The following is a 23,650-nucleotide window of genomic DNA, read 5'->3' as shown; positions in this document are numbered from 1 at the left end:
GATCTGCGGCCAGGGGGTCCAGATGGCTGAACTCAACGGGCAGGTGGCGCACATGACCACCTGTCATGCCTGCCGCCTTCCGGCCCGCGGAACCAGGTCCCGCTACTGGTAGAACCGGGGCCGCCCCACCATCTCGACCGCGACGCGACCCCCTTCCCGCTGCGACCTCACGCCCGCCTCGCACACCGCCGATGCCGCATAGCCGTCCCAGGTGCTCGGGCCGGTGATTTCGCCTCTGCGGGTGGCGTCCACCCAGGCCTGTACCTCGCGGTCGTAGGCGTCCTCGAAACGTTCGATGTAGTCCGGCGGGACGTGGCCTCCCCAGCGGCCGGCGGCGCTGACGCGGGGACCTGGTTCGTCTCCGATGCGTACGGTGCCCAGTTCGCAGACCGCCTCGGCCTGTACCTGGTAGCCGTAGCCGCAGTGGCCGAAGATCTCGACGTCGACGAGGGCGCCCGACGCCGTCTCGAAGAGGATGAACTGGGGGTCGTTCATGCCGGCCGGGGCGTGCGAAGTGGGTGTCGGCTTGTGCACGGTGACCGCCGTGATCTCCTGGCCGAGCAGCCAGCGGGTCGCATCCACCTCGTGCGAGACCGAGCTGCTGATGAGCATCTCGTCGGTGAACCCCGGCGGCATGTCCAGGTTGCGGTGCCGCTGGTGCAGCATCAGCGCCCTGCCCAACTCGCCGCCGTCGAGGAGCCTTTTGAGCTTCGCGTACTCGACGTCGTAACGCCGCATGAAGCCCACCTGGACGCGTCGGCGTCCCAGCCGCTGCTCCGCCTCCAGGATCCGCAGCGCGGAGGCCGTGTCCGGGGTCATCGGCTTCTCGCACAGCACCGGCAGATCGCGGCCGAGGGCTTCGATCAGGGCCGACTCGTGGGCCGGGCCGGGAGAGGCGATGAGGACGGCGTCCACGTCCTGCGCCGCCAGCGCGGCCGCCGCTTCGGTGTAGGCCGTGCACCCGTCGATCCCGTCGGCGAGGGACTTCGCCCGGTCCGCCTCGATGTCGACGACAGCCGTCACCCGCGCTCCGCTGACGACCTCATGGAGCCGGCGTACGTGGTCCGCGCCCATCTTCCCGGTGCCGATGACGGCCACGCCGAGTCCTCGCTGAGATGACATGAGGTGATGTCTTCCCTTCTGGTGCGGGACCTTCCCGCACCTCATCCTCCGCGAGAGGCAACCCTCTTACCGGCGCACCGTCAACACGTCAGGAGCCAAATCCGCAGAGTCCCCAGGGGTGCGGGTCGCGTCGTTCGGAGCCGGGTTCAGGACAGCACCTTTCCGGGGTTCAGCACGCCGTGCGGATCGAGCGCCTGCTTCACGGCCCGCTGCATGGCCATGACCTCCGGCGTGATCTCCGCGGCGAGCCCCGGGCGCTTGAGCAGGCCCACCCCGTGTTCGCCGGTGACCGTGCCGCCCAGGGCGATGGCGTCGGCGATGATCTCGTCGAAGGCCGCCTGGGCGCGGGTGCGTGCGGCGTCGTCGCCGGGCTGCGTGATCAGCAGGGGGTGCAGGTTGCCGTCACCGACGTGCGCGATGTTGGCGATGAGGATGTCGTGCCGGTTGGCGGTCTTCTCGATGCGGCCCAGCATCTCGGGAATGTGCTCCTTGGGCACGCAGACGTCCTCGGTCAGGACCGGGCCCAGGCGTTCGAGGGCGGGGTAGGCGAGCCTGCGGGCCGCGAACAGGGCGTCGGCCTCGTGTTCGTCGGTGGACCGCTCGGCCCAGGAGGCACCGGCCCCGCGGAAGCACTCGACCATGCGCTCGGCCTGCGCGGCGCCGGTCTCGCCCGGCTCGTCGATCCGGCCGAGGAGCACCACGTCGGCGTCGAGCGAGAGGCCCATGTTCTTCCACGCGTCCACGGCACGCAGGCAGTGCCGGTCGATCAGTTCCAGTGCCGAGGGGGTGAGTCCCGCCGCGGCGACGGCGCGTACGGCGGCTCCCGCGTCGACGACGGAGCCGAAGTGGCCTGCGACCGTGAGCGCGGGCGGGGGCAGCGGCCTCAGGCGGACGGTCACCTCGGTGACGATGCCGAGGGTTCCTTCCGAGCCGACGACGAGCCCCGTCAGGTCGAGCCCGGCGACGCCCTTGGCCGTACGCCGGCCAAGCCGCACGATCTCGCCGAGGCCGTTGACCATCTCCAGGGCGAGGACGTAGTCGCCGGTGACGCCGTACTTGACGCAGCAGACCCCGCCGGCGTTGGTGGCCACGTTGCCGCCGATGGTCGACCACGGGGAGCTCGCGGGGTCGGGCGGGTACCAGAGCCCGTGCTCGGCGGCCCGCTCCCGCAGATGGTCGTTGATCACGCCGGGCTGGACGACCGCGAACCGCTCCAGGGGGTTCACGTCGACGATCCGGTCCATGGCCTCCAGCGCCACGACCACGTGCCCCTCACCGGAGTTGGCGCCCCCGGACAGGCCGGTGCCCGCGCCGCGGGCGACGACGGGGGTGCGGTGACGGATACAGGCGCGGACCGTGTCGGCGACGTCTTGGGTGGACGTCGCGCGGACGACGGCCGCCGGGCGACCGCTGGGCGCCCATGCCGCCTGGTCACTGCGGAAGGCCTCGACGCTGTCCGGATCGGTGAGCACCCGGTCGGCGGGAATGTGTTCGAGGATCTCTCGAACGACCGTGGCGCTCATCGTGTGTCCTCTCGGTGGGTTCGCCCCGAGGCGGGCATTCCGGTGGCATGCATACCTGTATCCGTCTCCTTTGCGCAGTACTGCCGGGCCGGCGCGGGCGGTGCTGCTGATGTCGATCGAAACACGGCGGCGTGGCGATCCGTACGGAGACAATCTCCACCCTCCTGCTCCCGCCACGGAGAGACTCTCCACCGTAGGCTCCCGGGATCCGCTGCATGATGAGGGGGTGCACATGACCGAGAACCGCTGGCTGCGGCTGCTGTCCGAAGCTCCGTCGCCCGACGAGATCGACGCGCTGCGCCTCGCGCTCGTCGCCGAGGGCCGGCCCGCCGAGGAGGTCGAGGACTCCGCCGCGCACGCCCGCGAGATCCTGCGGCGCATGACACGGCAGCAGCGGGAGTCCGCCGAACTGGCGGCGCTCAACGATCTGGCCCGTCGTCTGGGGGCGCTGACCGCGTCCAGTGGAGTACTGCGGGAAGTGGCCGCGCACGCGCGGCGGCTGCTCTCGGTCGACCTCGCCTACATCATGGTGCTCCACGACGACCGGCGGCTGCGGATCGAGACCGTCGACGGCTCGATGGGCTCGACGCTGCGGGGCATCGAACTCGAACCGGGCGAGGGCCTCGGCGGGCTCGTCCTGCTCAGCGGCGCGCCGAGGTCCACCACCTGCTACCGCGAGGACCCGGCCCTCACCCGCACCGGTGCCGTCGACCGGGCCGCGGCGGCCGAGCAGCTCGGCGGGATCCTGGGCGTCCCGATGATCGTCGACGACGAGCCGGTCGGGGTGCTCCTGGCCGCCGACCGCAGCCCGCGCAGGTTCACCGACCGCGAGGTGGAGCTGCTCGCCGCCCTGGCGGCCCACGCGGCGGTGGCCCTGCGCAATGCCGCGCTCATCGCGGATCTGCGGGAGGCGAATCTGACGCTGCGCCGCAGCGACTCCCTGCGCCGTACGGAGGCGGAACTGCGCGACCGGCTCACGGACGTGGTGGTCGGCGGGGGCGGCTATCGCGAGGTAGCGCGGACCATCACCGGTGCGACCGGTCTCACCGTGTCGGTCCTGGACGCGCACGGCGCTCTGCTCGCCGGGCCGGAGTGTGTGCGCCCGGCGCCCTGGACGGGTGACGAGCCGCAGGCCCCGCGCCCCTTCCGGCACGAGGGACAGCACGGCGTGGCGCTGCCGGTCGTCGTACGCGGCGGGCATGCCGGCTCACTGGTCGCCACCGGGGAGCGGGAGTTCGGCGACGAGGACGTACGGCTGCTTTCGATCGGCGCGCTCACCGTGGCGCTGGTGGCCGCGCTGGAACGCTCGGTCCTGGAGACGCAGTTGCGCACCCGCGGCGAGGTGCTGACCTCGCTGCTCTCCGCGGAGGCCGACGAGGCCGGTGTACGGCGGCGCGCGCTGGGCGCGGGCATGGACGTCGACTCCATCGCGGCCGTCGCTGTCGTGGAGGCCCGCGACACCGACCACACGGCCGACCAGATCGCCAGGCTGGCCCAGGAGACGTCGGGGTGGAGCGCCCAGCTCGGCGACCACATCACGTTCCTGGTGCCGGGCCTGGACCTGGCCGCGCTCCGGGCGCTGGTGGAGCCGCGCGGTCTTTCCGGGCCTGTGGGCGTGGCCGCGTGCGGGCCCGGCGTCGGCGAGATCCGCCGGGCGCACCGGGAGGCACGCCAGACGGCGACGATGCTGCGGGCCCTGGGCCGGCACGGCGCGGTGGCCGAGCCCGCCGAACTGGGCGCCTACCGTTCCCTGTTCACCCAGGCGGGCACCGACGAGGCCCGGCTGTTCGTCCGCGCGACCGTGGGCCCGCTGCTCGACCACGACCGGGAACGGGGGCGGGGCGGCGACCTGGCGGCCACGGTCACGGTCTACCTGGCCAACGCGCAGCACCACGCCCGCACCTGCGCGGACCTGCACATCCACGCCAACACGCTCTACCAGCGCCTCAATCGGGCCGACGACCTGCTCGGCGAGGGCTGGCGCGGAGCGGATCGGGCCCTGGACATCCAACTCGCCCTGCGACTGCACGACTTGGCGGGACGGCTGACCTAGTAGCGCACGGGCGGCCTCACCCCATCAGCTGCGGGGCCCGGTCACGAACCGACGGCTCCCTCGCTAGCCGAGGGCGCAAGTGCCGCCGTATCGCCGCCCTTTGCCCGCGGCCCCTCGCGCAGCACGGCCGCGCTCACGCCGGACGCCACCATCACGATGCCGACGATCCACAGCCCGGTGTCGAGGTCCCCGGTCGCGTCGCGGGCCCACCCCGTCACATACGGCGCGAGGAAGCCCGAAGCATTGCCGAGGGTGTTGATCAGCGCGATTCCCGCCGCCGCTCCGGCGCTCGTCAGGACCGTGGGCGGGAAGTGCCAGAAGACCGGCAGCGCGCAGAAGATGCCGATGGCCGTGACGGTGACCAGGAGCATGACCGCGTACGGCGAATCCACGTACAGGGCGACAGGGATCGTGAGGCCGCCCGCGACGGCCGGTCCCGCCAGGTGCCAGCGCCGCTCCCCCGTGCGGTCCGAGTGGCGGCTCCACAGGACCATCGCGATCGCTCCGGCCACGAAGGGGACGGCCACGATGGCGCCGGTCTGTACCAGGCTGAACTCGGTGTCGAAGCGCTCGGAGAATCCGGCGACCATCGTCGGCCCGAAGAACGACAGGGCGTAGAGGCCGTACACGACCCCGAAGTAGATGCCGCCCAGGGCGAGCACCTTGCCGCTGAGCAGGGCGCGCCAGGGCGAGCCTTCCGCCGCGGGTGCGAGCTCGGCCCGTTCGGCTTCCAGGGCGGCGGTGAGGGCACGGCGTTCGTCGGGCGTGAGCCAGGCGGCGTCCTGCGGCCGGTCGGTGAGGTAGAACCAGCAGATCACGCCGAGCACGACGGCCGGCACACCCTCCAGCAGGAACATCACCCGCCAGCCCTCGAGTCCCAGGAACCCGTCGAGGTACGTGATGATCGCGGTGGACAGCGGCGCTCCCACCGCGCTGGACAGGGGGATGGCGACGAGGAACACGCCGATCAGCCGCACCCGTTCGGCCCGCGGCAGCCACCAGGTCAAGAACAGCATGATTCCCGGAAAGAAGCCCGCTTCCGCGATGCCGAGCAGCACCCGCACCGCGTACAGCTGCCCGGAGGACTGCACGAAGGCGAGGAGCATCGCGCACAGCCCCCACGTCACCATGATGCGGGCGATCCAGCGTCGTGCGCCGAAGCGGTGCAGGGCGAGGTTGCTGGGCACCTCGAACAGCAGGTAGCCGATGAAGAACAGGCCCGAGGCCAGTCCGAACATGGTCTCCGTGAGCCCGAGGTCCGCGCTCATCGTCAGCTTGGCGAAGCCGATATTCGTGCGGTCCAGATAGTTGACGAAGTACACGAGGCCCAGGAAGGGGATGAACCTCCGAGCGACCTTGCGCAGTGCGCTGCGGCGCAGTGTCCCGGCTTCCGTCATCGACGACTCCTCATGTCCCGGTGCTGGGTGAACCACCGTTTTGCCAGGTGAGCCCGCTCACCGTAGGCAGGCCACCGCGGCAGGGACAGGGAGAAGTTCTCCCGCCTCGGCGGGCATCGATGGAGAAACCGTCCATGCCAAAGGGCCCACGCACCTCACTAGCGTCCGGACGACCGCAGGTTCCTGCGGTTTCCCCGACCGGCGAAGGAGTGGCAGCGATGGGGCCAGGAAGAGCCAGGGGTCCGGCACGTACGACTCGTCGCGCTCGTCACGCATCGAGAACCGCGGCCGCGGTCATGGCGGGCGTCGTCATAGGCTTGGCCGGTGCGGCGGCCCCGCCCGGCACGACCACGGCGGCAGGCAGCGCGGCCTCCGCTGAGCGGGAGCCCACGGCGGAGGTACGACGGGCCCTCGACGACGCCACCCGCGCGACGCGCACCACGCCCTTCCTCCAGAACGCCCGCGTCGAGTGGTGCAGGCAGATCGAAACGGTGTCACCGACGGGCAACCCGCCCGAGTGGGTGGCGCAGTTGGCCGACCGGGACACCGGATACAACGGCGAGCACATCTTCGAGAACGTCGTGTTCCTCGGCTACCCGGGCACGAGCGCGTACGCGATCAAGACGACCGAGGGTATCGTCCTCGTCGACGCCCTGTGGAACGACTCCGACGCGCGAAACGTCATCGTCCCCGGCCTGACCGCGGCGGGCCTCGACCCGAAGGACATCACGCACATCGTCCTCACCCACGAGCACGAGGACCACTACGGCGGCGCGACCTACCTCAAGAAGACGTACGGCGCGAAGATCGTGGCAGGCGCGGCGGGCGAGGCAGGTCTGCCGGCGGCGCTGAAGCCGCTCGACCGCGCGGTCTCCGGGCCGACGACACTCTCCTTCGGCTCCACGCGGATGCGTCTGCTGCCCACGCCGGGGCACACACCGGGCACGGTGTCGATCACCGTGACGGTCAGGGACTTCGACGGCCGTCGGCATGTCGCCGGGATCTGGGGCGGCACGGCCCAGCCCGCCGCGCTCGAAGGACGCAGGCAGATGGCCGCGTCACTGGCCGCCTTCCGTACGGCGGCAGGGAAGCAGCACGTCGACTCCGTGCTGAGCACCCATCCGTTCCTGGTCATGGGCACCCGCAACATCGACGCACTGCGTGAGCGGGGCACCCGCCCGAGCCCGTTCGTGATCGGCGAGCAGGAAGTGCGACGCAACTTCGCGGTGATGACGTCGTGCGTGCGGGCGGGGGTCCTGCAAAAGCAGGCAGGGGGCGTGCACGAGGGGAAGTGGGCAGGCTGAAGCGGCGGCCGGGCCGGGTCAGTGTCCGGACGGGGCCAGGTGTGCGCGCTCGCCCTGCGCGCCGAACAGGGCGAGCAGCTCGGCCGGTTGGCTGTCGGCGCTGCCGATCCAGTGCGGTACGCGGGTGTCGAACTCCGCGGCCTCGCCGGGTCCGAGGCGGAACTCGCGCTCGCCGAGGATGAACCTGACGTGTCCGTCCAGGACGTAGAACCACTCGTATCCCTCGTGGGTCTGCAGGCTCCTCGTGGGTGCCCGGCCCGCGGGCGGATAGATGACCTTGTAGGCCTGGATGCCGCCGGCCCGCGGAGTCAGCGGCACCATCACGAGGCCGGAGCGGCGCACGGGGCGCAGGTGGACGCGGGGGTCGCCGGTGGGCGGCGCTGCGACGAGATCATCGAGCGGGACGCCGTGTGCCCTGGCCAGCGGAAGCAGCTGCTCCAGCGTGGGGCGGAGCTTGCCGTTCTCCAGACGGGACAGCGTGCTCGCGGTGAGGCCGGTCTCCTCTGCCAGTGCTGCCAGCGTGGCGCCGCGCGACTGGCGCAGGGCGCGCAGCCGCGCTCCGACGCCGGCCAGGACGTCTCCCGTGGGGTCTGCGGGGTGCGCGGCGTCGGTCGGGTGTGCCGGGTCTGCGGCATGTACGGGGTCTGCGGGGTTGCCCATGCCCCCGATCATGCGGATCCGCAACTTTTCTTGCAAGGGCGAAACCGTGCTGCCGATGCTGTGGGTACATCCGACGAGGGGACAACGTACATGGACTCCACCCGACGCCCACGCCCCACTCCGGGCACCGGAGGCAACACGGGCACGGCGGGCACGGACGCCGAGCGGTTCTGGGAGCAGCACTACCGCGCCCGGCCCGCCGCAACCGCCCGCGTCAACCCGCTGCTCGCCGAAACCGCTGCCCCGCTGCGTCCCGGCGCCGCCCTGGACCTGGGCTGCGGCGCAGGCGGTGACGCCCTCTGGCTCGCCGAGCAGGGCTGGCAGGTCACCGCCGTGGACATCTCCACCACCGCCGTCGAGCGGATACGGGATCGCGCCCGCGCTCTCGGCATCGCGGACCGGGTCGCCGCGGAGCAGCACGATCTGGCGGTCGGCTTCCCGGGCGGCCAGTTCGATCTCGTCTCCGCGCAGTACTTCCAGACCCCGTTCGCACTGCCCCGCAGCCACGTCCTGCGCACCGCCGCGGCAGCCCTGCGACCCGGCGGGCTCCTGCTGATCGTCGACCACGGCTCCACCGCGCCCTGGTCATGGAACCAGGACCCCGACATCCACTACCCCACGCCCGCCGAGATCGCCGCCGGACTCGCCCTCGACCCCGGGCGCTGGTCCGTCCTGCGCGCCGACATGCACCGCCGCCGGGCCACCGGACCCGGCGGTGAGACGGCCACCGTCACCGACAACGTCCTGCTCGTCCAGCGGATCACGGCATGAGCGCCCCCCGCCCCCGTACGCAGCAAACCCGGACCCGGGCCACGGACACCGGCCCTCCCCCGACCGGCGCCGACGAGAAGGCCACTCTGCTGGGGTTCCTCGACTATCTGCGCAACGCGATCGCGGAGAAGGTGGCGGGCGCGCCGGAGCCGCAGGTGCGCACAGGCGGGGTGCCTTCGGGCACCAGCCTCCTCGGCCTGCTGAAGCATGTGACGTACGTGGAGCGGTTCTACTTCCTGGGTGAGGACGCCGGTGACTGGCGTGCCACGCTGCGGCCGTCCGCGCAGGACACCGTCGACAGCGTGCTCGCCGGCTACCAGGACGCCGTCGAGCGCGCCAACCAGGTCATCGAGGCCTGCCCGGATCTGGCCCTGCCCGCACCGCGCGCCCCGCGCCGGGGCCAGGCACCCTCGATGCGCTGGGTCCTGGTGCACATGATCGAGGAGACCGGCCGGCACGCCGGTCACGCCGACATCCTGCGCGAACAGATCGACGGCTCCACCGGCCGCTGACCGGCGTGCCGCGCGTCCGACGGCGGTGAGGGCGACATTTCTACAAGACCGGCGCTCGGCGGGGAGTGCACCATCCCTGGCATGAATGCGTATGAAGCTGAGCTCTCGCACGGGATGCACGTGGTGCACGACGGTCCGCGGCAGGCGCCGCCGCTGCTGCTCATCCACGGCTCAGGGGCCTCGGGCGGCTCCTGGCTCCCGATGATCCCGGCGCTGGCCGCACGCCATCACGTCGTCCGGATCGACCTTCCGGGCTGCGGCCAGTCCCCGCCCGCGACGTCGTACGACGTACCCGCCATAGTCGATCGTCTGGCGGCGCTGCTCGACGGCATCGGCCTGCGGCACATGGCCGTGGCCGGGCATTCCAGCGGGGGTTATGTCGCGACCGCGCTTGCCGAGCAGCGCCCCGACCTGGTGAGTTCACTGACGCTGATCAGCACCGGGCCGAGTCTGGACGCGCTCCTGCCGCAGCCGTGGATCCTCCGGGTGCTGCTGGGTCCGCCCGTCGGGCGGCTTGTCTGGTCGGCGCGTTCGGACGCGTGGATCCGCAGCGGGATCAGGGCGACGACCGCTCGCGCGGTGGAGGTCCCGGACGAGTTGGTCGCCGGGGTGCGGGGCATCACGTACGGCGCGTTCCGTGCGGTGCTGCGCGGGAACGCCGCCTACCTCGCCGAGCGGAGCGTGCCCGAGCGGCTTGCCGCCCTCGATGTCCCGGTGCTCGTGATCTCCGGCGGTGCCGACCCCCGCTGGGATCCTTCGTCGGCGCACCGCTACGAGACGGTCCCCGGCGCGCGGGTCGAACTGCTGCCGGGGATCGGGCACATCCCGCTACTCGAAGCGCCGGAGACGACCGGCCGACTGCTGCTGGAGTTCACGGCGGCGGGCGCTGACGCCCCGTCCTCCGAGGCCTAGGCTGGCTGGATGGCGGCGACCGGGACGAGAGCATTCGACGGAGCGTTGTTCGACATCGCGGTGCCGCCCCCGGCAGTTCGGCTGCCGGGGGTCACCATGGCCGGGTTCCGCTACCGGGTGCCCGAACACATGGAGATCGCCATGGTCGCGCACCCGTCCGTCACCGTGCTCGTCGACCTGGGCGAGGACGAAGAACTCCTCTACGACGCCGGTGGCCGGCCCGGCCGCGGCAGTGTCGTCATCGGGCTGCTTCCCGGTGCCCTGCGGGCCAGTGCCCGCAGGGGCGCGTGCCTCCAGATCCGGCTGGAGCCGACGGTGGCAGCGGCGGTGCTCGGCGCGTCGGCCGGACTCAGCGGCACGGTGGTGTCTTTGGAGGACGTCTGGGGCCGCGACGCGGAGCACGTCGAGGACAGGCTGCGCGCCGCCGGGTCGTGGGACGCGAGGTTCACCGTCGTGGCGGACATCCTGGGCCGGCGGCTCGGCGAGCGGCCGCGGATCGATCCGGAGGTCGCCCACTCCTGGCGGCGGACGTACGCCAGCAGGGGGCGGGTGCGGGTCGAGGGCCTGGCGCACGAGGTCGGCTGGAGCCGCAAACGCCTCTCCGCCCGCTTCCACTCCCAGCTCGGCATCCCGCCCAAACGCGCCGCCCGCCTGGTCCGGTTCGACCACGCCGCCCACCTGCTGGCCGCCGGACGCTCCCCGGTCGGCGTCGCAGCCGAGTGCGGCTACGTCGATCAGTCCCATCTCCACCGCGAGGTACGGGAGTTCGCGGGGCTCACGCCCGCGGGCGTGGCCGTCGCGCCGTGGCTGGAGGTGGATGACGTGGCGTGGCCCGCTTCCTCGGTGGCCCGGCGCTGAGGCTCACCAGCGGCCCAGCGCTGAGGCTCACTGGAAGGCCGGCATGACCTCCTTGATGAACAGTTCCAGATCATCGCGGTCTTGTGCAGCGCTTCCGGTTCGAACTCCGGCGGGCCGCCCCTATCGCAGCACCGCCGCCAGCAAATCCGTGCCCAGGGCCGTCAGCGCGGGCAGGTTGAGGGCGTAGTGGATGTAGCGGCCCCGGCGCTCGGCGGTCAGCAGGCCCGCTCGGCGCATCACGGCCAGGTGGCGCGAGACCTCGGGGGAGGTCAGCTCCCAGGCGTGGGCCAGTTCGCCGGTGGTGTGCGGGCCGCGGGCCAGGGTGCGCAGCAGGCGCAGCCTCAGCGGATGGGAGAGGGCCTCAAGGCGTAGTTCGACGGTCTCCAGGGACACCGGCTGCGGCGGGTCCGGCTCGGCCACGGGGTATTGCACCACCGGTTGCCAGCCGGGGGCGTGGACCACCACCAGGTGCGGGCTGTTGAAGACGCTGGGGATGAGGGTGATCCCGCCGGGATGGGCGGCGGTCGCCTTGTCCTGCAGTTTGTCCACGACGATGCACGCGCCGTCCGGTGCCAGGGCGAGCGCGCCGGAGACCGAGGCGAGCGCCGCCCCGATGCCCTGGTGCCTGAGCAGGTCGTTCTTCAGGCGCAGGTCGGCGGCGAGCCGTGCGGCGGCGCCGGTCCAGGCGGCGTCGAAGAAGGCCTCGGCGCACTGTTCGAGGGTGTGGCGCACCCGCGCCCGCACCGCGGCCGGATCCGCCAGCAGCCGTTCGGCGAAGGCCTCTTGGCGCGCGCCGCGGGCCTGGGCCAGATCCAGGGCGCGCTCGCGTGCGGCCGTATCCGTGAGCGGTGAGCGCGCGGCGCTGCGGACCCGGGTGCTGCCGCACGTGGTGACCAGCGCGGCGGTCGCATACGTGTCGTCGTCGATGCGGTCCACGTCGTCCAGCTCCCCGGCCAGGGTCGGCCGCGGGCGGGCGGGGAGCAGGAAGTCGGCCTGCGAGGAGCGCCAGAGGAATTCCGCCTCCTGCAACCGCTCGGCCAGCTCCGGCGGCAGCGCGGAGCGCACGTCCGCGGCCCAGCCTGCGTGCTGCGGATGATGCGCGGGGGCGGCGAGGACATGCAGCATCGCGGTCAGCTCGGCCAGCGGCGACGCGGCGAAGCGCACCCCGTCGGACGGCAGGCCGGTGATGTCGATGCGCAAGGTCATCCCTTCATCATCGCCGACCGGGCCGCCGGTCAGGACGTCGGCTGACGGGGTCCGTCAACCCACGGGACGCCTCCGGGCGGAGCGCCGCACGGTAAGCCCATGCCGACCCCTCTCAAGATCAGACCCCGCACCCTCGTCCGGGACTCCGGAGGCCCCCGCTACGCCGTGGCCCTGGCCGTGGACGCGCTCGGCACCGGCCTGCTGCGGCCCTTCCTGCTGCTGTACGGGGTGAGCGTGCTGCACCTGTCGGCACCGCTGGCCGGCAGCGCCATGACGGCCGGGGTCGTCGCCGGTCTGGTGTGCATGCCCGCGCTGGGCAGCTGGCTGGACCGGGGCGCGCGCAGCACGCCGGTCGCGGCGTCGATGCTGGTGCGGGTGGCGGGCACGGTGCTCCTGCTGGCCGCCCCGGTCGGCAATGTCTGGCTGTTCGGGTCGGCGGCGCTCTTCCTCGGCGTCGGCAACCAGGCCTGGCCCGCCGCTCACGCCGCCCTGGTGGCCACCGTCTCCCGCGGCCGGCAGCGGGATGCGGCGCTGGCGGCGGGCCGCGCCCTGCGCAACGCCGGCATGGGCGTCGGCGCGCTCGTCGCCACCGCCGCGCTGGCGGGCGGCACCCCGGTGTTGCAGGCTCTCGCCGCGGTCACGGGCTGCAGCTACCTCGCCGCGGCGGGCCTGGCCTGGTCGGTTCGGCTGCGCGCGGATCCGGCCGGGGCCCCGAGCGCAGGCCCTGCCCGCAACGAGGACGGCGAGAAGGAGGACGGGGAGCCCGCGACCGGCATGCGCGCCCTGCTCGCCGCCAACGTGATCTACGTGTTCTGCCTCAACGTCCCCGAAATCGCGCTCCCGTTGATCCTGATGACCCAACTGCACGCGTCCCCGGCGTGGTCGGCCGGCATCTTCGTCGCCAACACGGTCCTGGTGGTCACCCTGCAAGTGCCGCTCACCGTGCTGCTGTCGCGCTACTCCCGGCGCTCCGTCCTCGCGCTTGCCGGCGTGGTCCTGACCGTGTCGTACCTCGGCTTCCTCGTCGCCGCCTCGCTGACGGGCGGCTGGGCCGCGCCCGCCATCGCCGCGGTGTCCGTACTGTGCACCCTCGGCGAGATCATCTACGCCGGCAGCGCCACGGCACTGGTCACGGCCCTCGCCCCGCCGCACGCCCCGGGCCGTACCCTCGCCCGCTTCGAGCTCTCCAGCGGCTTCGGTCTCGCCGTCTCTCCCGCCGTCATCACCGCTCTTGCCCCGCACGGCGCCACCGCGCTGTGGGGCACGCTCGCCGCCGCGACGCTTGTCGCCTCCGCAGCGCCCCTACGCCGGGGCGCGTAGGACCAGACCGGGGTAAATGCCGTTCGCGTCGGTCACGACGGGGTGGTTCTCGGCCAGGAGCCGCTTGGCGGCGGCGGGGTCGTCGTAGACGCGCAGGGCCACGTCGCCCAGTGTTTCGCCTTCGTGGACGGTGACGAAGCGCGGGGCAAGCCCTTCTTGCCCGGCTTCCACCCGGTCCTCGACCTCCGTGACGCCGATGACGTTGCCCAGTGCGAGCAGGATCTTCTCCTTCTGCTCCTGCAGCGCGGCGTCCCCGGCGACGGTGACCTTGGATCCCTTGACGCTCACCTGGAAGTGGTCATGCGTCAGCCCCAGGTCTTCCAGGCGTCCCTTGAGCTGGGCGGCCGCCTTGTCCGGCTCGGTCGCCAGGGGTACCTCGAGCTGGTGTCCCGCCTCCGCGATAAAGCTGTACCTCGCCATGTGCCCTCCAAAGTCGCTCCGCGAGGCGATCACAGAGCCCTCGTCGTTCGCTTTCTCTCCTGCCTACCCCGCTCAAGAGACACCTCTCGCTCAAGGGCCACGTACGTCGGAATTGTGACCGGCTTCTCCCTGAGCACCGTCGCGGCCACGCCCGCGACCTGCCACCGCTCCGTCGGGTGCCGGGCTTTCAGGGGGGTCATCACATCGGCGACACGCCGGGTTAAGGTCGCCCTGTGCGAGAGCAGCGGTCCATCCGGCGGACCGAGCCGGAGGTGGCCGCGGCGCCGGATGCGCTGCCAGGGAATCGATGAGAAAGACGGTGCGGGTGCAGCCATGGGAGACAACGTGACGAACATGCCCTCCGTGCCCTCCCCCGACGACCGGCCCTCCTCCCGGCAGCCCCTCCTTCCCGCCGACGAGTCGGAACAGCTGAGGGAGACGGCCAAGCGCCTGCGCGAGCAGGTGTCCGAGCTGGAGGTGCAGGCGCGGACACGCACCAGAATCGCCCTGGCCGAGGGCGTCTTGGTCGAGCGCTATCGCCTGGCGAACCCCGAGGCGGCGTTCTCGCTGCTGCGCCAGGCATCCCAGCGGGCCAACATCAAGCTGCACCAGCTGGCCGCGGCGGTGGCCAGGACACCCGGACCGGTGCCGGGCGCCCGGGTGTGGCTCGGCGGCCGGGCCAGCCATCCGATACCCGACCTGGCCGCGCTCGGGGCCGGCACGCTCGACGCGGCCAACCAGGGCGAAGTCCTGGGCGCCGCCCTGCAGCGCGTCCTGGCCGTCACCGGTACGGACATGGGAGACCTGCAGCTGGTCGAGGACGGCGTGCTGCGCATGACGAAACACGCCGGTCTGTCCCGGCAGTTCACCGACTACTTCGCGTTCGTCGACGGGAACACCGCGTGCGCCCGCGCCGCCGCCGCCCGCCATCAGGTCACCGTCAAGGAGGTGGCCTCGTCGGCCGGCTTCGACGACGAAACACGCCAGGTGATCCTCTCGGCCGGCAGCCGGGCCTGCCACAGCATCCCGCTCGTCGACGACGAGGGCTCCGTCCTCGGTGTCATCTCCTCCCACCACGCCCGCCCCTTGCTGGGCTTCACCCAGGCGCAGCTCCGCGCCCTGGAGGCCACCGGCCGCACCATCGGCAGCTGGATCAACTGGCACCAGCGCACCGTCCTGCTCGACGCCCTGGAAGACCTGCACCAACTCGCTCTCAACGCCCGCCGATAGCGGCCGCGGCCTCCTGTCGCGGCCGGGTGCGCGCGCCCCAGCGCTCCAGCGAGGGCCCGGCGGCGCCCACGGCCGCGAAGAAAGCGCCCAGGAGCAGCCAGCCGGCCGTGCCCAGGCCGAGCACGACGGTGGTGAGCACGGCGGGGGCCAGCGCCTGCCCCGCGCTGAAACCGAGCCCGAGGAGCCCCTGGTACTGCCCCTGCGCATGGTCCGGTGCCAGGCCGAAGCCCAGGGCGAAACCGGCCGAGGACTCCCATATCTCCCCGAGGCTGTGTACGAAGATCGCGGCGACGACGAGCCCGGCGGCCGCCCACACCGGAGCGTGCGCGCTCAGGGCCATCATCGGGCAGCTGAGCAGGAAGAGCAGTCCTGCCGTACGGAACGCTCTGCCGCCCTCGCGCGGGGTTTCGATGCGGGATCCGATGCGGGTCTGCAACAGGACGCAGACTCCGGCATTGATCGCGGAGACCGCGGCCACCGTCCAGCGCGGTGCGTGCGTGTGCTCCGAGATCCAGATCGGCAGCAGCAGGGACACCACCGGGTACTGCAGTCCCATCGCGCCGAAGAGGGCCGTGAAGGTCACGAACGGGCGGTCGGTGAGAGCGATCCAGCGGCGCTGCTGCGCCGGTGGCGCCGCCAGCGCCCGGTAGTTGGGCAGCAGGAACAGGAGCAGGGCGCACAGGGCGAAGCTGGCCGCGTTGCCGAGGATCAGCACGGTATAGGCGGTACGGGTGTTCGCGGCCACCGCGAAGCCGGCGCCCACGGTCCCCAGGACGACGCCCAGATTGACGTACGTACGAAGCCGTGCCCGGAACAGCGCCGGGCGGTCGGTGCCGACCCGCACCACGAGGGCGCCCCAGGCCGCGCCGCCGGCGGCAGCGGCCAGCTGGTCAACGGCGGCGATGACCGCGAGGGCACCCCAGCTCTCGACGAGCATGAGAGCCGACATCGCCGCTGCCTGGACAGCCAGAGCGAGCATCATGATCGTGCGCGGCCCGCGCCGGTCGGCCAGGTGCCCTCCCGGTATCCCCGCGAGCAGTCCGATCAGGCCGGCAATTGTGAGGGCGGCTCCCACGTGCACGGCCGGCAGACCCACGACCAAGGTGAAGTAGAGCGCCGACGCCGAGTTGAAGAGTCCGTTGCCGACCCGGTTCACGAAGCTGGCCACGATCAGCACACGCTCTGCTCGGTTGCCCCCCGCTATCCGGCCTGTCCGGCCGGACGATCTCCCCTTGATCATGGGCGCAGGCTAACAGCGGCGCCGACCGCTCCCGGGGGTGCGCCGGGTGGCCCGGGGACGCTTGGCCTGAGCGGGTGATGTGGCTGGTTCCTTCGGGGCACGGCCGTTACGGCGGTCGCCGGCCGGAGAACGAGTGGAGTGTTCGCTTCCACCTGAAGGAGCACAACCATGCGTGTTCGTACTGCCTTTGCCGCCGCCGCACTGGCCGCCACCGCGATCCTGGGCGCAGCCGGGGCCGCTGCCGCCGACGCCGGCGCGGAAGGCGCCGCCACCAACTCGCCCGGCGTCCTCTCCGGCAACACCGTTCAGGTCCCCGTCCACGTCCCGATCAACGTGTGCGGCGTCAGCGCGAACGTCCTCGCGCTGCTCAACCCGGCGCAGGGCAACAACTGCGCCAGCAAGTAGCAGGCCGCACAACGAAGCCGGGCACGCCGCTCTCCCTTCTTGGCGGCGTGCCCGGCTTCGTGGTGCGCCCCGTGTCCTGCCCGCCCGGAGCAGCGGGAACGGGGTCGGTGGAGGTCAGGGCTGGAGCGGCATCTTCCAGCACTTGGAGGGGGCCGGTTTGCCCGAGAGCCGGTCGGCCAGCCAGGAGACGGCATCGCCCTGGTCGGTGATGAGGGGCACGAGGTGGTTGGTGAGGATCTTGTCGCCGAGGTTCGGCAGCGCGAGCGCTTCGTAGGTGACGTCGGCTCCCTTGTCGCACCAGTCCGCGGCCAGTTGCCTGGCCTGCGCATGCGGAACGATGTCGTCGTGGACGCCGGTCGCCAGACGTACCGGGCCGCTGGGCTTGAGCCTGCCGATGCGCTGCTTGTCCAGGGCGGCCTGCGCCCGGGGGTCAGCGGCGATGATGTCCCCGATGGACTTGCCGTCGTTGGTCCATTTGTTGCTCTTGGTGAAGCCGTAGCCGAACAGCGCGTCGCCGACACACATGGTCGAGGCGTCCTTCAGGGCCGCCTTCCCCGCGGCGTTGACGTGCGCGTCGACGACCGCGCGCAGGTCGGGGTCGGACTGGGCGAAGCCGCTGATCGACCAGGCGAGCGCGCCGGCCAGGGCGCTGCCGTCGATGCCCTTCATGACCGACGTCAGATCCGCCGGCGGCGCGCCCGCGTAGGTGCCCGCGAGCTTGACGTCGGGCGCGTAGGAGGAGTGGAGTTCGGCGGCCGACGCGCTGGCTCCGCCGCCCTGGCTGTAGCCGTACAGGCCGGTGCGGGACTCGGCGGTGATTGAGGCTCCCTGCACGGCGCGCGCCGCGCGGGCCGCGTCAAGCAGGGCGTGCCCCTGGTCGAGGCGGTCGACGTAGGTGTGCAGGCGGTCGGTGGCGCCCAGGCCCACGTAGTCGGTGAGGACGACGGCCGCTCCGGTCGCCAGGATGCGGTAGATGGCCAGCGCTTCGTAACCGACCGACACCGTCTCGCCGTTGAGGGTCAGCGGGTGCTGCAGGGCGAACGAGGGGGCGCACTGGTCGCCCTGGCCCATGGTGCCCGAGGCCACGGCCACCAGCGGGCGCGGCCCCGGCTTCGTCCAGGCGGCCGTGGGCTCGATGTAGGCGCCGGTCACCGCGACGGGCTTTCCCGCCGAGTCGGTGGACTTGTACATCAGGCGGGTCGCGGTGCCCGGCATCGGGCGGCCGTCCAGGCCGGGGATGCTCAGCCCGAGCGGCATGGCCTCGGTGCGGATCAACGCGCCGTTGGCGGCGGGCAGTTCGGCGGGCGGGTTGTAGAAGGCGGGGATGGTGACCCCGCGGGAGACGACGGGCTCTCCGTCGGCGGCCGAGACCGGTGCGGCCGGTGCTGCCGATGCGGTCGATGCGGTCGATGCGGTCGATGCGGTCGAGGTTCCGGAAAGCCCCACGCATACGGTGCCGGCGACGACGCCGGCCATCAGGGCAGAACGCGAAGGGAGTCTTGTGCGGCTCATGATGTGCTCCTCGCTCGTGATTCAGATGATCGTGTCGATGTCGTGGGCGGTGATGGCGTCCAGCGCCCGTTCGGCCACGGCGGCGATGGTCATGGAGGGGTTGCACGCTCCCGTCGTGCCCGGGATCAGCGCGCCGTCGAGTACGTAGAGCCCTCGTTGTCCCCGCACGCGGCCGTCGAGGTCGCACACGGCGCCCATCGCTGCCCCGCCCAGCGGGTGCCAGGTGCTGTTGACCAGGGAGTTGGTGTCCGTGAGCACGCCGAGGCCCTTGGAGACCGCCGTGACCCGTCGGTGGATGTGCCGGTGGCTCGCGGTGTCGCCGTCCCGTGGCCAGTGCAGCGAGACGGAGTCGGTGGAGGCGTCGTAGCGCAGGCGACCGCGATCGGGGCTGACCCCGAAGCCGACCAGCATGGTCGTCCTGGTGTCCGGGCCCAGCGGCGGCAGCGACGCCTGGATGATCGTGTTCGCGGTGGCCGGGTCGTCCCACGCCTTGCTGCCGAAGACCACGGGGCCGCCCTGCTCGGCCCCGAAGTCCTCCCGGAGGTTCGTCCAGGCGTAGATGCGGTCGCCGTTGGTGCCCCAGCCTTCGCCGAGCCCGTCGGGCAGATCGGGGATGGCGCCGGTGGCCGCCGCGCGGACGAGCAGCTTGCTGGTGTTGACGCTCCCGGCCGCCATGACCAGGGCCCGGGTCGAGAGGATCTTCTGCTCGAGGACGCGGCCCGTGTCGTCGGTGCGGTCGACCCGCACCTCCCAGCGTCCGCCGCGGTCGCGGGCCACGGACGTGACGTTGTGGTGGGTGGCGACGGTGACCTTGCCGGTGGCCTCGGCCCGGTGAAGGTAGGTCACGTCGACGGAGTGCTTGCCGCCGTTGTTGACGCCGAGGGCGCAGTCGCCGTTGGTGTACGACGGTTTCATCTCACCGCGCAGTTCGGCCAGGGCGTAGTCCCAGTCGATCGGCATGGGGATCTTCTCGACGCCGTACCCGGCCTTGCGGACCCGCTCGGCGAACACACGGGCCGCCAAGTAGTGGGGCGATCCGACCAGTTCCGCGGGCGCCGTGGCCACCCGGAGCATCCTGGCGACGCGCGGATAGTGGATCCGGTCCATGCGCCGGTAGTCGAGCTGTTCGGGCAGCCAGGTGTTGAACACCGCCTCCGACGGCTGGAGGGTCATCCCCTGGTAGACGAGCGATCCGCCGCCGACCCCGGCCGCGCAGACGCTCAGGATGTTCTCGCCGAGCACGGGCTCCAGGAGTCCGGCGTAGGGCGCGAAGTTCAGCGGGGTGCCGATGAGCTTGGCCAGCGGCCTGAGGGCCGCCGGGAGAGTGCCGTACCAGAGCATCCGTTTGTCGAGGCCCGATACGCGGGGGAAGGTCTCCGCGTTCGGCCCGGTCGGCCAGCGCCGGCCGCGTTCGAGCACGGTCACCGGAACGCCGGCCCGGGCCAGACGCAGCGCGGCGACGCCGCCTCCGAAGCCGGATCCGATGATGACGACCCGGTGTTCCTCCCGGCTCAGGCGTACGCGGGCAGGCGCGGCGGAGGCGGCCGTGGCGGAGGCAGTGGCCGGCGGCGTGAGGGCGCTCGCGGCCGCGATTCCTGCGGCGCCGGTCAGCAGGGCGCGTCTGCTGGGTGGGGGCATGAACGGCTCCTTGGCGGGTGCGGGGGGCGGAAGTCGAGGGGGTTTGCGGGGCTCGGGCCTAGAGATTTCGGGTCTTCGGGGGCTCGCGGGGGCGATTTATCAGTGAGGGAGCAGGGATCGGCATCAACTTGTCAGGGGCATGACAGTGCAACCCCGACAAGGGGGCGGCCATGGTTACCCGCTGGTCACTTACGGGAGAGTAGGGCTGGGTGTCAGTCTGTGACAAGACGTCTGCGTGCGTCATCTGGCCGTCTGCGTACGCCATTTCGGCGGCTCGCTATGCTGCCGTGATCGAGACGGAGGGCGGTGGAGCGAGAGTGCGCGAGGCGCCATCCACGGAACGAGGAAAGTGGGCGGAAGCGACCGTCAGGCCGTCGCTCGTCCAGCGGCGAAAGGCGGCTCTGCGCGTCGAGATAGCCCGCGAGGCGGTCCGCCTGTTCACCTCGCAGGGGGTGGCCGCGACGACGGGCGAACAGATCGCTCAGGCCGTGGGGATCTCCGCGCGCACCATGTGGCGCCACTTCCCCACCAAGGAGAGCTGCGTGCTGCCGCTTCTGTCGGCGGGGCTCGATTTCGTCATGGACGAAATGCGCCGCTGGCCAACGGAGATGCCCCTCCTCGACTTCTTCACCGAGACCTGCCGGATCGGCGAGTTGCCCGCCGACACCCCCGTCATACTCGACCTGATCCGCATGACGTCCACCGATCCGGCCCTGCGCTCCGTGTGGCTCCAGGCCCACGACGACGCCCTGCCGGTCCTCGCCCAACTCCTCGCCCGGCGCTCCGGCAGCCACGCCGACGACCTGAGGGTGAAGGTGCACGCGGCAGCCCTCAACGGCGCACTGCGCGCGGCGGCGGAGGACTTCGCCCAGCGGTACGCGAATGACCCCGAGGCGTCGGGAGAGGAAATCACCGCGTGCCTCCTCGCGGCCCTGCACGCGGCGTCGGAGGGCCTGCCTTACTGAGGGGCGGCGGGGCAGCCCTACCGAGGGGGCGCCGGGCCCGAAGCCCGAAGCGGGGCAGGCGATCAAACGCCCGCCCCGCCAACCCAGTTGACAGTCCGGGTCTACCGCTTGGACTCGACTCGCCCGAACGCGTCGGGCCCGGTGGCCAACGCCTCCTTGGCCTCCTGCCACGCGTTGTCGCCCGGGTGGAACTGGGTGCGGAGGTAGGCCGCGGTGAGCCGTCCGAGGGCGGCGACGCGGCCGGGGTTCTCGTCGGTGGTCTCGGCGGCGTCGTACCCGCTGATCCCGCCGAGCAGATGCTCCGCACCGAACAGGGTGAGCAGTGTCTTGCTGCCGGGGGCGAGGTGGTAGGGATCGGCGTGCCAGTCCGGGCCCATCTCCGTGAAGTGCCGGGAGTCGTCCTTCTCCCCGGCGACCACCAGCGCGGGCGTGGTCATGGCGGAGAAGTCCATGCTGCGGAAGACCGGGAACTGCTGGGCCATGACGCCGGTCAGGATGTCCCCTCCCCTGCCGGGTGCGGCGAGCAGCACACCCTGCTTGATGCGCGGCTCGGCGAGGTCCGCCTCCTGCCCGTCCTCGGTGACCCTGGCACCCAGCAGGAGGGCGGCGGTGAAGCCGCCGAGGGAGTGTCCGGCCACGGCGACGCTGTCGCGGTCCATGCGCCCGGCGAGCTGCGGCACGGTGGCCTCGATCTCGTCGAGCCGGTCGAGTATGTGCGTCATGTCCTCGGCGCGCGAGCGCCAGAACAGGGGTCCCCCTGGCGTGCTTTCGTGCAGGTGGCCGAGCGTCCTGGAGCTGAGATGGGTGGGCTGGATGACGACGAAGCCCCGGGCGGCCCACAGGTTGGCGAGCGGGGCGTAGCCGTTGAGCGAGGAGAGGTTGTTCGAGCCGCCATGCCCGTGGGAGAGGAGAATGACCGGCAGATCGACTCCGGTCGCGGGCAGGGTGACGCGTACCTGCAGGTCTGCGGGGCGCCCGGCGACGGGCAGCACCACCGGGCCGTACGAAAGCACGGGGACGGGCGAGAGGGTGGCGTCGGTCATGGAGGTCGATGCACTCACGATGAGTCTTTCCCTTCGAGTTTCCCTTTGGATTTCTCCCTCTGGGGCCTCCGCCGTCGCCGACACCCGCGTCCGGGCGTGGCGCATCTCCCCGGTACGGGTGTGGCGCATGAGGCAGGGAGGAAGTGCCGGATTCGGCTAGACTGAACCGGAACGTTGCTCCGCTTACGATACGGAACACTGTTCCGCTTCGCAAGCGGTACGCCGTTCCGCCTCGTCAGCGGCCAGGGAAAGGAGAGCGCAGTGCCCACTGCAGGCCAGTCCGGAGAGGTGCCGGCCCCGAGCAAGCGGGCCGACGCGGTGCGCAACCAGCAGAAGCTGCTCGCCGCCGCTGCCGAGGTGTTCACCACCTCCGGCGTCGATGCGCCGATCCGCGAGATCGCCGCCAAGGCGGGTGTCGGGATGGGCACGATCTACCGCCACTTCCCGACGCGGGCGGATCTCGTCGTCGCCGTCTTCCGCCACCAGGTCGAGGCGTGCGCCGAAGCCGGTCCGCGTCTGCTGGCCGAGACCGACTCGCCGCTCGAGGCGCTACGTCAGTGGATCGACGTCTTCGTCGACTTCCTGGTCACCAAGCACGGCCTTGCCAACACCGTGCAGCCGGACAGCAGCGGCTTCACCGCGCTCCACACCTACTTCCTCGACCGCCTGCTGCCCGTCGCCGAGCAGCTGCTGGACGCCGCGGCCGCCGCAGGCGAGATCAGGCCCGGCACGCAGCCCTACGAGTTGATGCGCGGCATCGGCAACCTCTGCATCGGCCCCGACACCGACCCCCGCTACGACCCCCGCCGCCTGGTCGCCCTACTCCTTCGGGGCCTCCAGCAGCCGCAGACGCAGACGCCGTCCTGACCGTCGGCCGCAGGTCACCATCGACAGTCACCCCGGATAGGTGTGCGCCGACTGCGCCACCAAGTGCCGCATATATGCGCCCTATTGCGACAAGATGCGACCGGAGATGAACACATTGCGATCACTTGGGCAAAGGTGCTCGCGCGAGAACCGCAACTGTCGCATTAACGGACTGTATTGATGGTGTCTCGGATGAGTGAACGGTACTTTCGGCGAACGCAAGTGCAGTCCCAGCCCGGACTCCACATCTGAACCAGGACTGCCTCGCATTCGTTGACCGCACAGATCAGGAGGGCGTATGCCTCCCAACCCTTTCTCCGGCCTGCCGCCATATGGCGCCCTGCCGAAGTGGCCCGAAGCTAGCATCCCTCATTGGGGGCGGGGTAAACCACGACGGTTGTGTGACACGGCAGTCACCATGCAGCTCGGGCCCTTCCTCGCGGTGCTCTTCGCGGGCGTCGTGCTCGTGTGCCGCCCACAGGAGCTCGAACTGGCCCTGGCCGCAGCGCCTTTGCTCCTCACGGCGCTGCGCGGGTCCGGCCTGTCCTACCGGCGGCGTTCCACCGCATAGGCACGGATCCCGGTGGTGGGCGGGTGCCGCGAACTCCGCCTCGTCGACGGTGCGCGGCACGCGGCGGCCCGGTGCCTTGGCCACGAGGGGCGCGAGCAGCGGGTCGGCGCTCAGCTGGCCG

At 71.7% G+C, this 23,650-nt stretch carries 23 protein-coding genes; 12 read left to right on the top strand and 11 right to left on the bottom strand.

Annotation, left to right across the window (positions count from 1 at the left end; genetic code table 11):
• Positions 1 to 102: 102 nt before the first annotated feature.
• Together ABZ906_RS18350 and ABZ906_RS18345 are read right to left on the bottom strand one after the other, a co-directional pair.
• A complete protein-coding gene (locus ABZ906_RS18350) occupies positions 103 to 1,122 on the bottom strand; it encodes a Gfo/Idh/MocA family oxidoreductase (protein WP_361383363.1) in 1,020 nt (339 codons plus the stop codon).
• Between the two features lie 146 nt (positions 1,123 to 1,268).
• Complete coding sequence (locus ABZ906_RS18345; protein ID WP_361383360.1) at positions 1,269 to 2,645, bottom strand: FAD-linked oxidase C-terminal domain-containing protein; 1,377 nt, start codon at positions 2,643 to 2,645, stop codon at positions 1,269 to 1,271.
• Positions 2,646 to 2,877: 232 nt separating this feature from the next.
• On the opposite strand from ABZ906_RS18345, the gene ABZ906_RS18340 reads away from it, so the two are divergent.
• Positions 2,878 to 4,698 carry a GAF domain-containing protein gene (locus tag ABZ906_RS18340; RefSeq protein WP_361383357.1) on the top strand — a complete coding sequence of 607 codons (1,821 nt, stop codon included), beginning with the start codon at positions 2,878 to 2,880 and terminating at the stop codon, positions 4,696 to 4,698.
• Between the two features lie 41 nt (positions 4,699 to 4,739).
• Here ABZ906_RS18340 and ABZ906_RS18335 read toward each other — a convergent pair whose 3' ends face one another.
• Positions 4,740 to 6,095, bottom strand: a complete 1,356-nt coding sequence (locus ABZ906_RS18335) for an MFS transporter (RefSeq protein ID WP_361383354.1) — start codon at positions 6,093 to 6,095, stop codon at positions 4,740 to 4,742.
• A 296-nt stretch (positions 6,096 to 6,391) separates the two neighbouring features.
• Here ABZ906_RS18335 and ABZ906_RS18330 point away from each other — a divergent pair, with 296 nt between their 5' ends.
• Complete coding sequence (locus ABZ906_RS18330) at positions 6,392 to 7,399, top strand: MBL fold metallo-hydrolase (RefSeq protein WP_361383351.1); 1,008 nt, start codon at positions 6,392 to 6,394, stop codon at positions 7,397 to 7,399.
• Positions 7,400 to 7,417: 18 nt separating this feature from the next.
• On the opposite strand, the gene ABZ906_RS18325 is transcribed toward ABZ906_RS18330, so the two are convergent.
• Positions 7,418 to 8,059, bottom strand: coding sequence for an XRE family transcriptional regulator (locus ABZ906_RS18325; protein WP_361187961.1), 642 nt, complete (start codon positions 8,057 to 8,059; stop codon positions 7,418 to 7,420).
• A 90-nt stretch (positions 8,060 to 8,149) separates the two neighbouring features.
• On the opposite strand from ABZ906_RS18325, the gene ABZ906_RS18320 reads away from it, so the two are divergent.
• From ABZ906_RS18320 to ABZ906_RS18305, 4 genes are all read left to right on the top strand, one after another.
• The gene (locus ABZ906_RS18320) at positions 8,150 to 8,830 is read left to right on the top strand and encodes a class I SAM-dependent methyltransferase (RefSeq protein ID WP_361383348.1); all 681 of its coding nucleotides are present in this window, start codon (positions 8,150 to 8,152) and stop codon (positions 8,828 to 8,830) included.
• Complete coding sequence (locus tag ABZ906_RS18315) at positions 8,827 to 9,342, top strand: DinB family protein (RefSeq protein ID WP_361383345.1); 516 nt, start codon at positions 8,827 to 8,829, stop codon at positions 9,340 to 9,342. The genes ABZ906_RS18320 and ABZ906_RS18315 overlap by 4 nt, the downstream gene beginning before the upstream one ends.
• 81 nt (positions 9,343 to 9,423) lie before the next feature.
• On the top strand, positions 9,424 to 10,254 hold the full coding sequence (locus ABZ906_RS18310; RefSeq protein ID WP_361383342.1) for an alpha/beta hydrolase: 831 nt from the start codon (positions 9,424 to 9,426) through the stop codon (positions 10,252 to 10,254).
• A gap of 9 nt (positions 10,255 to 10,263) precedes the next feature.
• Positions 10,264 to 11,112, top strand: coding sequence for a helix-turn-helix domain-containing protein (locus ABZ906_RS18305; protein WP_361383339.1), 849 nt, complete (start codon positions 10,264 to 10,266; stop codon positions 11,110 to 11,112).
• Between the two features lie 120 nt (positions 11,113 to 11,232).
• Here ABZ906_RS18305 and ABZ906_RS18300 read toward each other — a convergent pair whose 3' ends face one another.
• Positions 11,233 to 12,318 carry a DUF5937 family protein gene (locus ABZ906_RS18300; protein WP_361383337.1) on the bottom strand — a complete coding sequence of 362 codons (1,086 nt, stop codon included), beginning with the start codon at positions 12,316 to 12,318 and terminating at the stop codon, positions 11,233 to 11,235.
• A 99-nt stretch (positions 12,319 to 12,417) separates the two neighbouring features.
• Between ABZ906_RS18300 and ABZ906_RS18295 the strand changes: the two genes are divergently transcribed.
• Complete coding sequence (locus ABZ906_RS18295) at positions 12,418 to 13,638, top strand: MFS transporter (RefSeq protein WP_361383334.1); 1,221 nt, start codon at positions 12,418 to 12,420, stop codon at positions 13,636 to 13,638.
• Here the strand turns inward: ABZ906_RS18295 and ABZ906_RS18290 are convergent.
• Together ABZ906_RS18290 and ABZ906_RS18285 are read right to left on the bottom strand one after the other, a co-directional pair.
• Positions 13,621 to 14,058 (bottom strand): BON domain-containing protein, encoded by a 438-nt coding sequence (locus ABZ906_RS18290; protein ID WP_361383331.1) that lies wholly within the window; start codon positions 14,056 to 14,058, stop codon positions 13,621 to 13,623. The two genes, ABZ906_RS18295 and ABZ906_RS18290, sit on opposite strands and share 18 nt — an antisense overlap.
• A gap of 29 nt (positions 14,059 to 14,087) precedes the next feature.
• A complete protein-coding gene (locus ABZ906_RS18285; RefSeq protein WP_361383328.1) occupies positions 14,088 to 14,393 on the bottom strand; it encodes a hypothetical protein in 306 nt (101 codons plus the stop codon).
• Here ABZ906_RS18285 and ABZ906_RS18280 point away from each other — a divergent pair.
• Complete coding sequence (locus ABZ906_RS18280; RefSeq protein WP_361383325.1) at positions 14,392 to 15,288, top strand: ANTAR domain-containing protein; 897 nt, start codon at positions 14,392 to 14,394, stop codon at positions 15,286 to 15,288. The two genes, ABZ906_RS18285 and ABZ906_RS18280, sit on opposite strands and share 2 nt — an antisense overlap.
• Here the strand turns inward: ABZ906_RS18280 and ABZ906_RS18275 are convergent.
• Complete coding sequence (locus tag ABZ906_RS18275; RefSeq protein WP_361383323.1) at positions 15,272 to 16,465, bottom strand: MFS transporter; 1,194 nt, start codon at positions 16,463 to 16,465, stop codon at positions 15,272 to 15,274. The two genes, ABZ906_RS18280 and ABZ906_RS18275, sit on opposite strands and share 17 nt — an antisense overlap.
• A 231-nt stretch (positions 16,466 to 16,696) precedes the next feature.
• Between ABZ906_RS18275 and ABZ906_RS18270 the strand changes: the two genes are divergently transcribed.
• The gene (locus tag ABZ906_RS18270) at positions 16,697 to 16,933 is read left to right on the top strand and encodes a chaplin (RefSeq protein ID WP_361187984.1); all 237 of its coding nucleotides are present in this window, start codon (positions 16,697 to 16,699) and stop codon (positions 16,931 to 16,933) included.
• A gap of 114 nt (positions 16,934 to 17,047) precedes the next feature.
• On the opposite strand, the gene ABZ906_RS18265 is transcribed toward ABZ906_RS18270, so the two are convergent.
• The gene (locus ABZ906_RS18265; protein WP_361384812.1) at positions 17,048 to 18,409 is read right to left on the bottom strand and encodes a lipase family protein; all 1,362 of its coding nucleotides are present in this window, start codon (positions 18,407 to 18,409) and stop codon (positions 17,048 to 17,050) included.
• 57 nt (positions 18,410 to 18,466) lie between these two features.
• A complete protein-coding gene (locus ABZ906_RS18260) occupies positions 18,467 to 20,083 on the bottom strand; it encodes a GMC oxidoreductase (protein ID WP_361383320.1) in 1,617 nt (538 codons plus the stop codon).
• 317 nt (positions 20,084 to 20,400) lie between these two features.
• On the opposite strand from ABZ906_RS18260, the gene ABZ906_RS18255 reads away from it, so the two are divergent.
• Positions 20,401 to 21,048, top strand: coding sequence for a TetR family transcriptional regulator (locus ABZ906_RS18255; RefSeq protein ID WP_361383317.1), 648 nt, complete (start codon positions 20,401 to 20,403; stop codon positions 21,046 to 21,048).
• Between the two features lie 101 nt (positions 21,049 to 21,149).
• On the opposite strand, the gene ABZ906_RS18250 is transcribed toward ABZ906_RS18255, so the two are convergent.
• Entirely contained in the window at positions 21,150 to 22,109 is a 960-nt protein-coding gene (locus tag ABZ906_RS18250; RefSeq protein WP_361383314.1) for an alpha/beta fold hydrolase, read from the bottom strand.
• A 243-nt stretch (positions 22,110 to 22,352) separates the two neighbouring features.
• Between ABZ906_RS18250 and ABZ906_RS18245 the strand changes: the two genes are divergently transcribed.
• Positions 22,353 to 22,958: a TetR/AcrR family transcriptional regulator gene (locus tag ABZ906_RS18245; protein ID WP_361201333.1), complete on the top strand. Its 606-nt coding sequence runs from the start codon at positions 22,353 to 22,355 to the stop codon at positions 22,956 to 22,958.
• A 418-nt stretch (positions 22,959 to 23,376) separates the two neighbouring features.
• Positions 23,377 to 23,529, top strand: coding sequence for a hypothetical protein (locus ABZ906_RS18240; protein ID WP_361201331.1), 153 nt, complete (start codon positions 23,377 to 23,379; stop codon positions 23,527 to 23,529).
• The last annotated feature ends 121 nt before the right edge of the window (positions 23,530 to 23,650 follow it).

It is taken from the genome of Streptomyces sp. NPDC046925, from assembly GCF_040644915.1.
Taxonomy (GTDB): domain Bacteria; phylum Actinomycetota; class Actinomycetes; order Streptomycetales; family Streptomycetaceae; genus Streptomyces.
This window is presented reverse-complemented; position numbering and strand designations above follow the sequence as displayed.

Bases quoted from the DNA above. Each gene is read 5' to 3' on its own strand.
- ABZ906_RS18335 (WP_361383354.1), bottom strand. From the start codon at position 6,095: ATGACGGAAGCCGGGACACTGCGCCGCAGCGCACTGCGCAAGGTCGCT.
- ABZ906_RS18240 (WP_361201331.1), top strand. From the start codon at position 23,377: ATGCAGCTCGGGCCCTTCCTCGCGGTGCTCTTCGCGGGCGTCGTGCTC.
- ABZ906_RS18320 (WP_361383348.1), top strand. From the start codon at position 8,150: ATGGACTCCACCCGACGCCCACGCCCCACTCCGGGCACCGGAGGCAAC.
- ABZ906_RS18295 (WP_361383334.1), top strand. From the start codon at position 12,418: ATGCCGACCCCTCTCAAGATCAGACCCCGCACCCTCGTCCGGGACTCC.
- ABZ906_RS18350 (WP_361383363.1), bottom strand. From the start codon at position 1,122: ATGTCATCTCAGCGAGGACTCGGCGTGGCCGTCATCGGCACCGGGAAG.
- ABZ906_RS18280 (WP_361383325.1), top strand. From the start codon at position 14,392: ATGGGAGACAACGTGACGAACATGCCCTCCGTGCCCTCCCCCGACGAC.
- ABZ906_RS18310 (WP_361383342.1), top strand. From the start codon at position 9,424: ATGAATGCGTATGAAGCTGAGCTCTCGCACGGGATGCACGTGGTGCAC.
- ABZ906_RS18305 (WP_361383339.1), top strand. From the start codon at position 10,264: ATGGCGGCGACCGGGACGAGAGCATTCGACGGAGCGTTGTTCGACATC.
- ABZ906_RS18300 (WP_361383337.1), bottom strand. From the start codon at position 12,318: ATGACCTTGCGCATCGACATCACCGGCCTGCCGTCCGACGGGGTGCGC.
- ABZ906_RS18260 (WP_361383320.1), bottom strand. From the start codon at position 20,083: ATGCCCCCACCCAGCAGACGCGCCCTGCTGACCGGCGCCGCAGGAATC.
- ABZ906_RS18290 (WP_361383331.1), bottom strand. From the start codon at position 14,058: ATGGCGAGGTACAGCTTTATCGCGGAGGCGGGACACCAGCTCGAGGTA.
- ABZ906_RS18345 (WP_361383360.1), bottom strand. From the start codon at position 2,645: ATGAGCGCCACGGTCGTTCGAGAGATCCTCGAACACATTCCCGCCGAC.
- ABZ906_RS18285 (WP_361383328.1), bottom strand. From the start codon at position 14,393: ATGGCTGCACCCGCACCGTCTTTCTCATCGATTCCCTGGCAGCGCATC.
- ABZ906_RS18270 (WP_361187984.1), top strand. From the start codon at position 16,697: ATGCGTGTTCGTACTGCCTTTGCCGCCGCCGCACTGGCCGCCACCGCG.
- ABZ906_RS18330 (WP_361383351.1), top strand. From the start codon at position 6,392: ATGGCGGGCGTCGTCATAGGCTTGGCCGGTGCGGCGGCCCCGCCCGGC.
- ABZ906_RS18340 (WP_361383357.1), top strand. From the start codon at position 2,878: ATGACCGAGAACCGCTGGCTGCGGCTGCTGTCCGAAGCTCCGTCGCCC.
- ABZ906_RS18325 (WP_361187961.1), bottom strand. From the start codon at position 8,059: ATGGGCAACCCCGCAGACCCCGTACATGCCGCAGACCCGGCACACCCG.
- ABZ906_RS18265 (WP_361384812.1), bottom strand. From the start codon at position 18,409: ATGGCCGGCGTCGTCGCCGGCACCGTATGCGTGGGGCTTTCCGGAACC.
- ABZ906_RS18315 (WP_361383345.1), top strand. From the start codon at position 8,827: ATGAGCGCCCCCCGCCCCCGTACGCAGCAAACCCGGACCCGGGCCACG.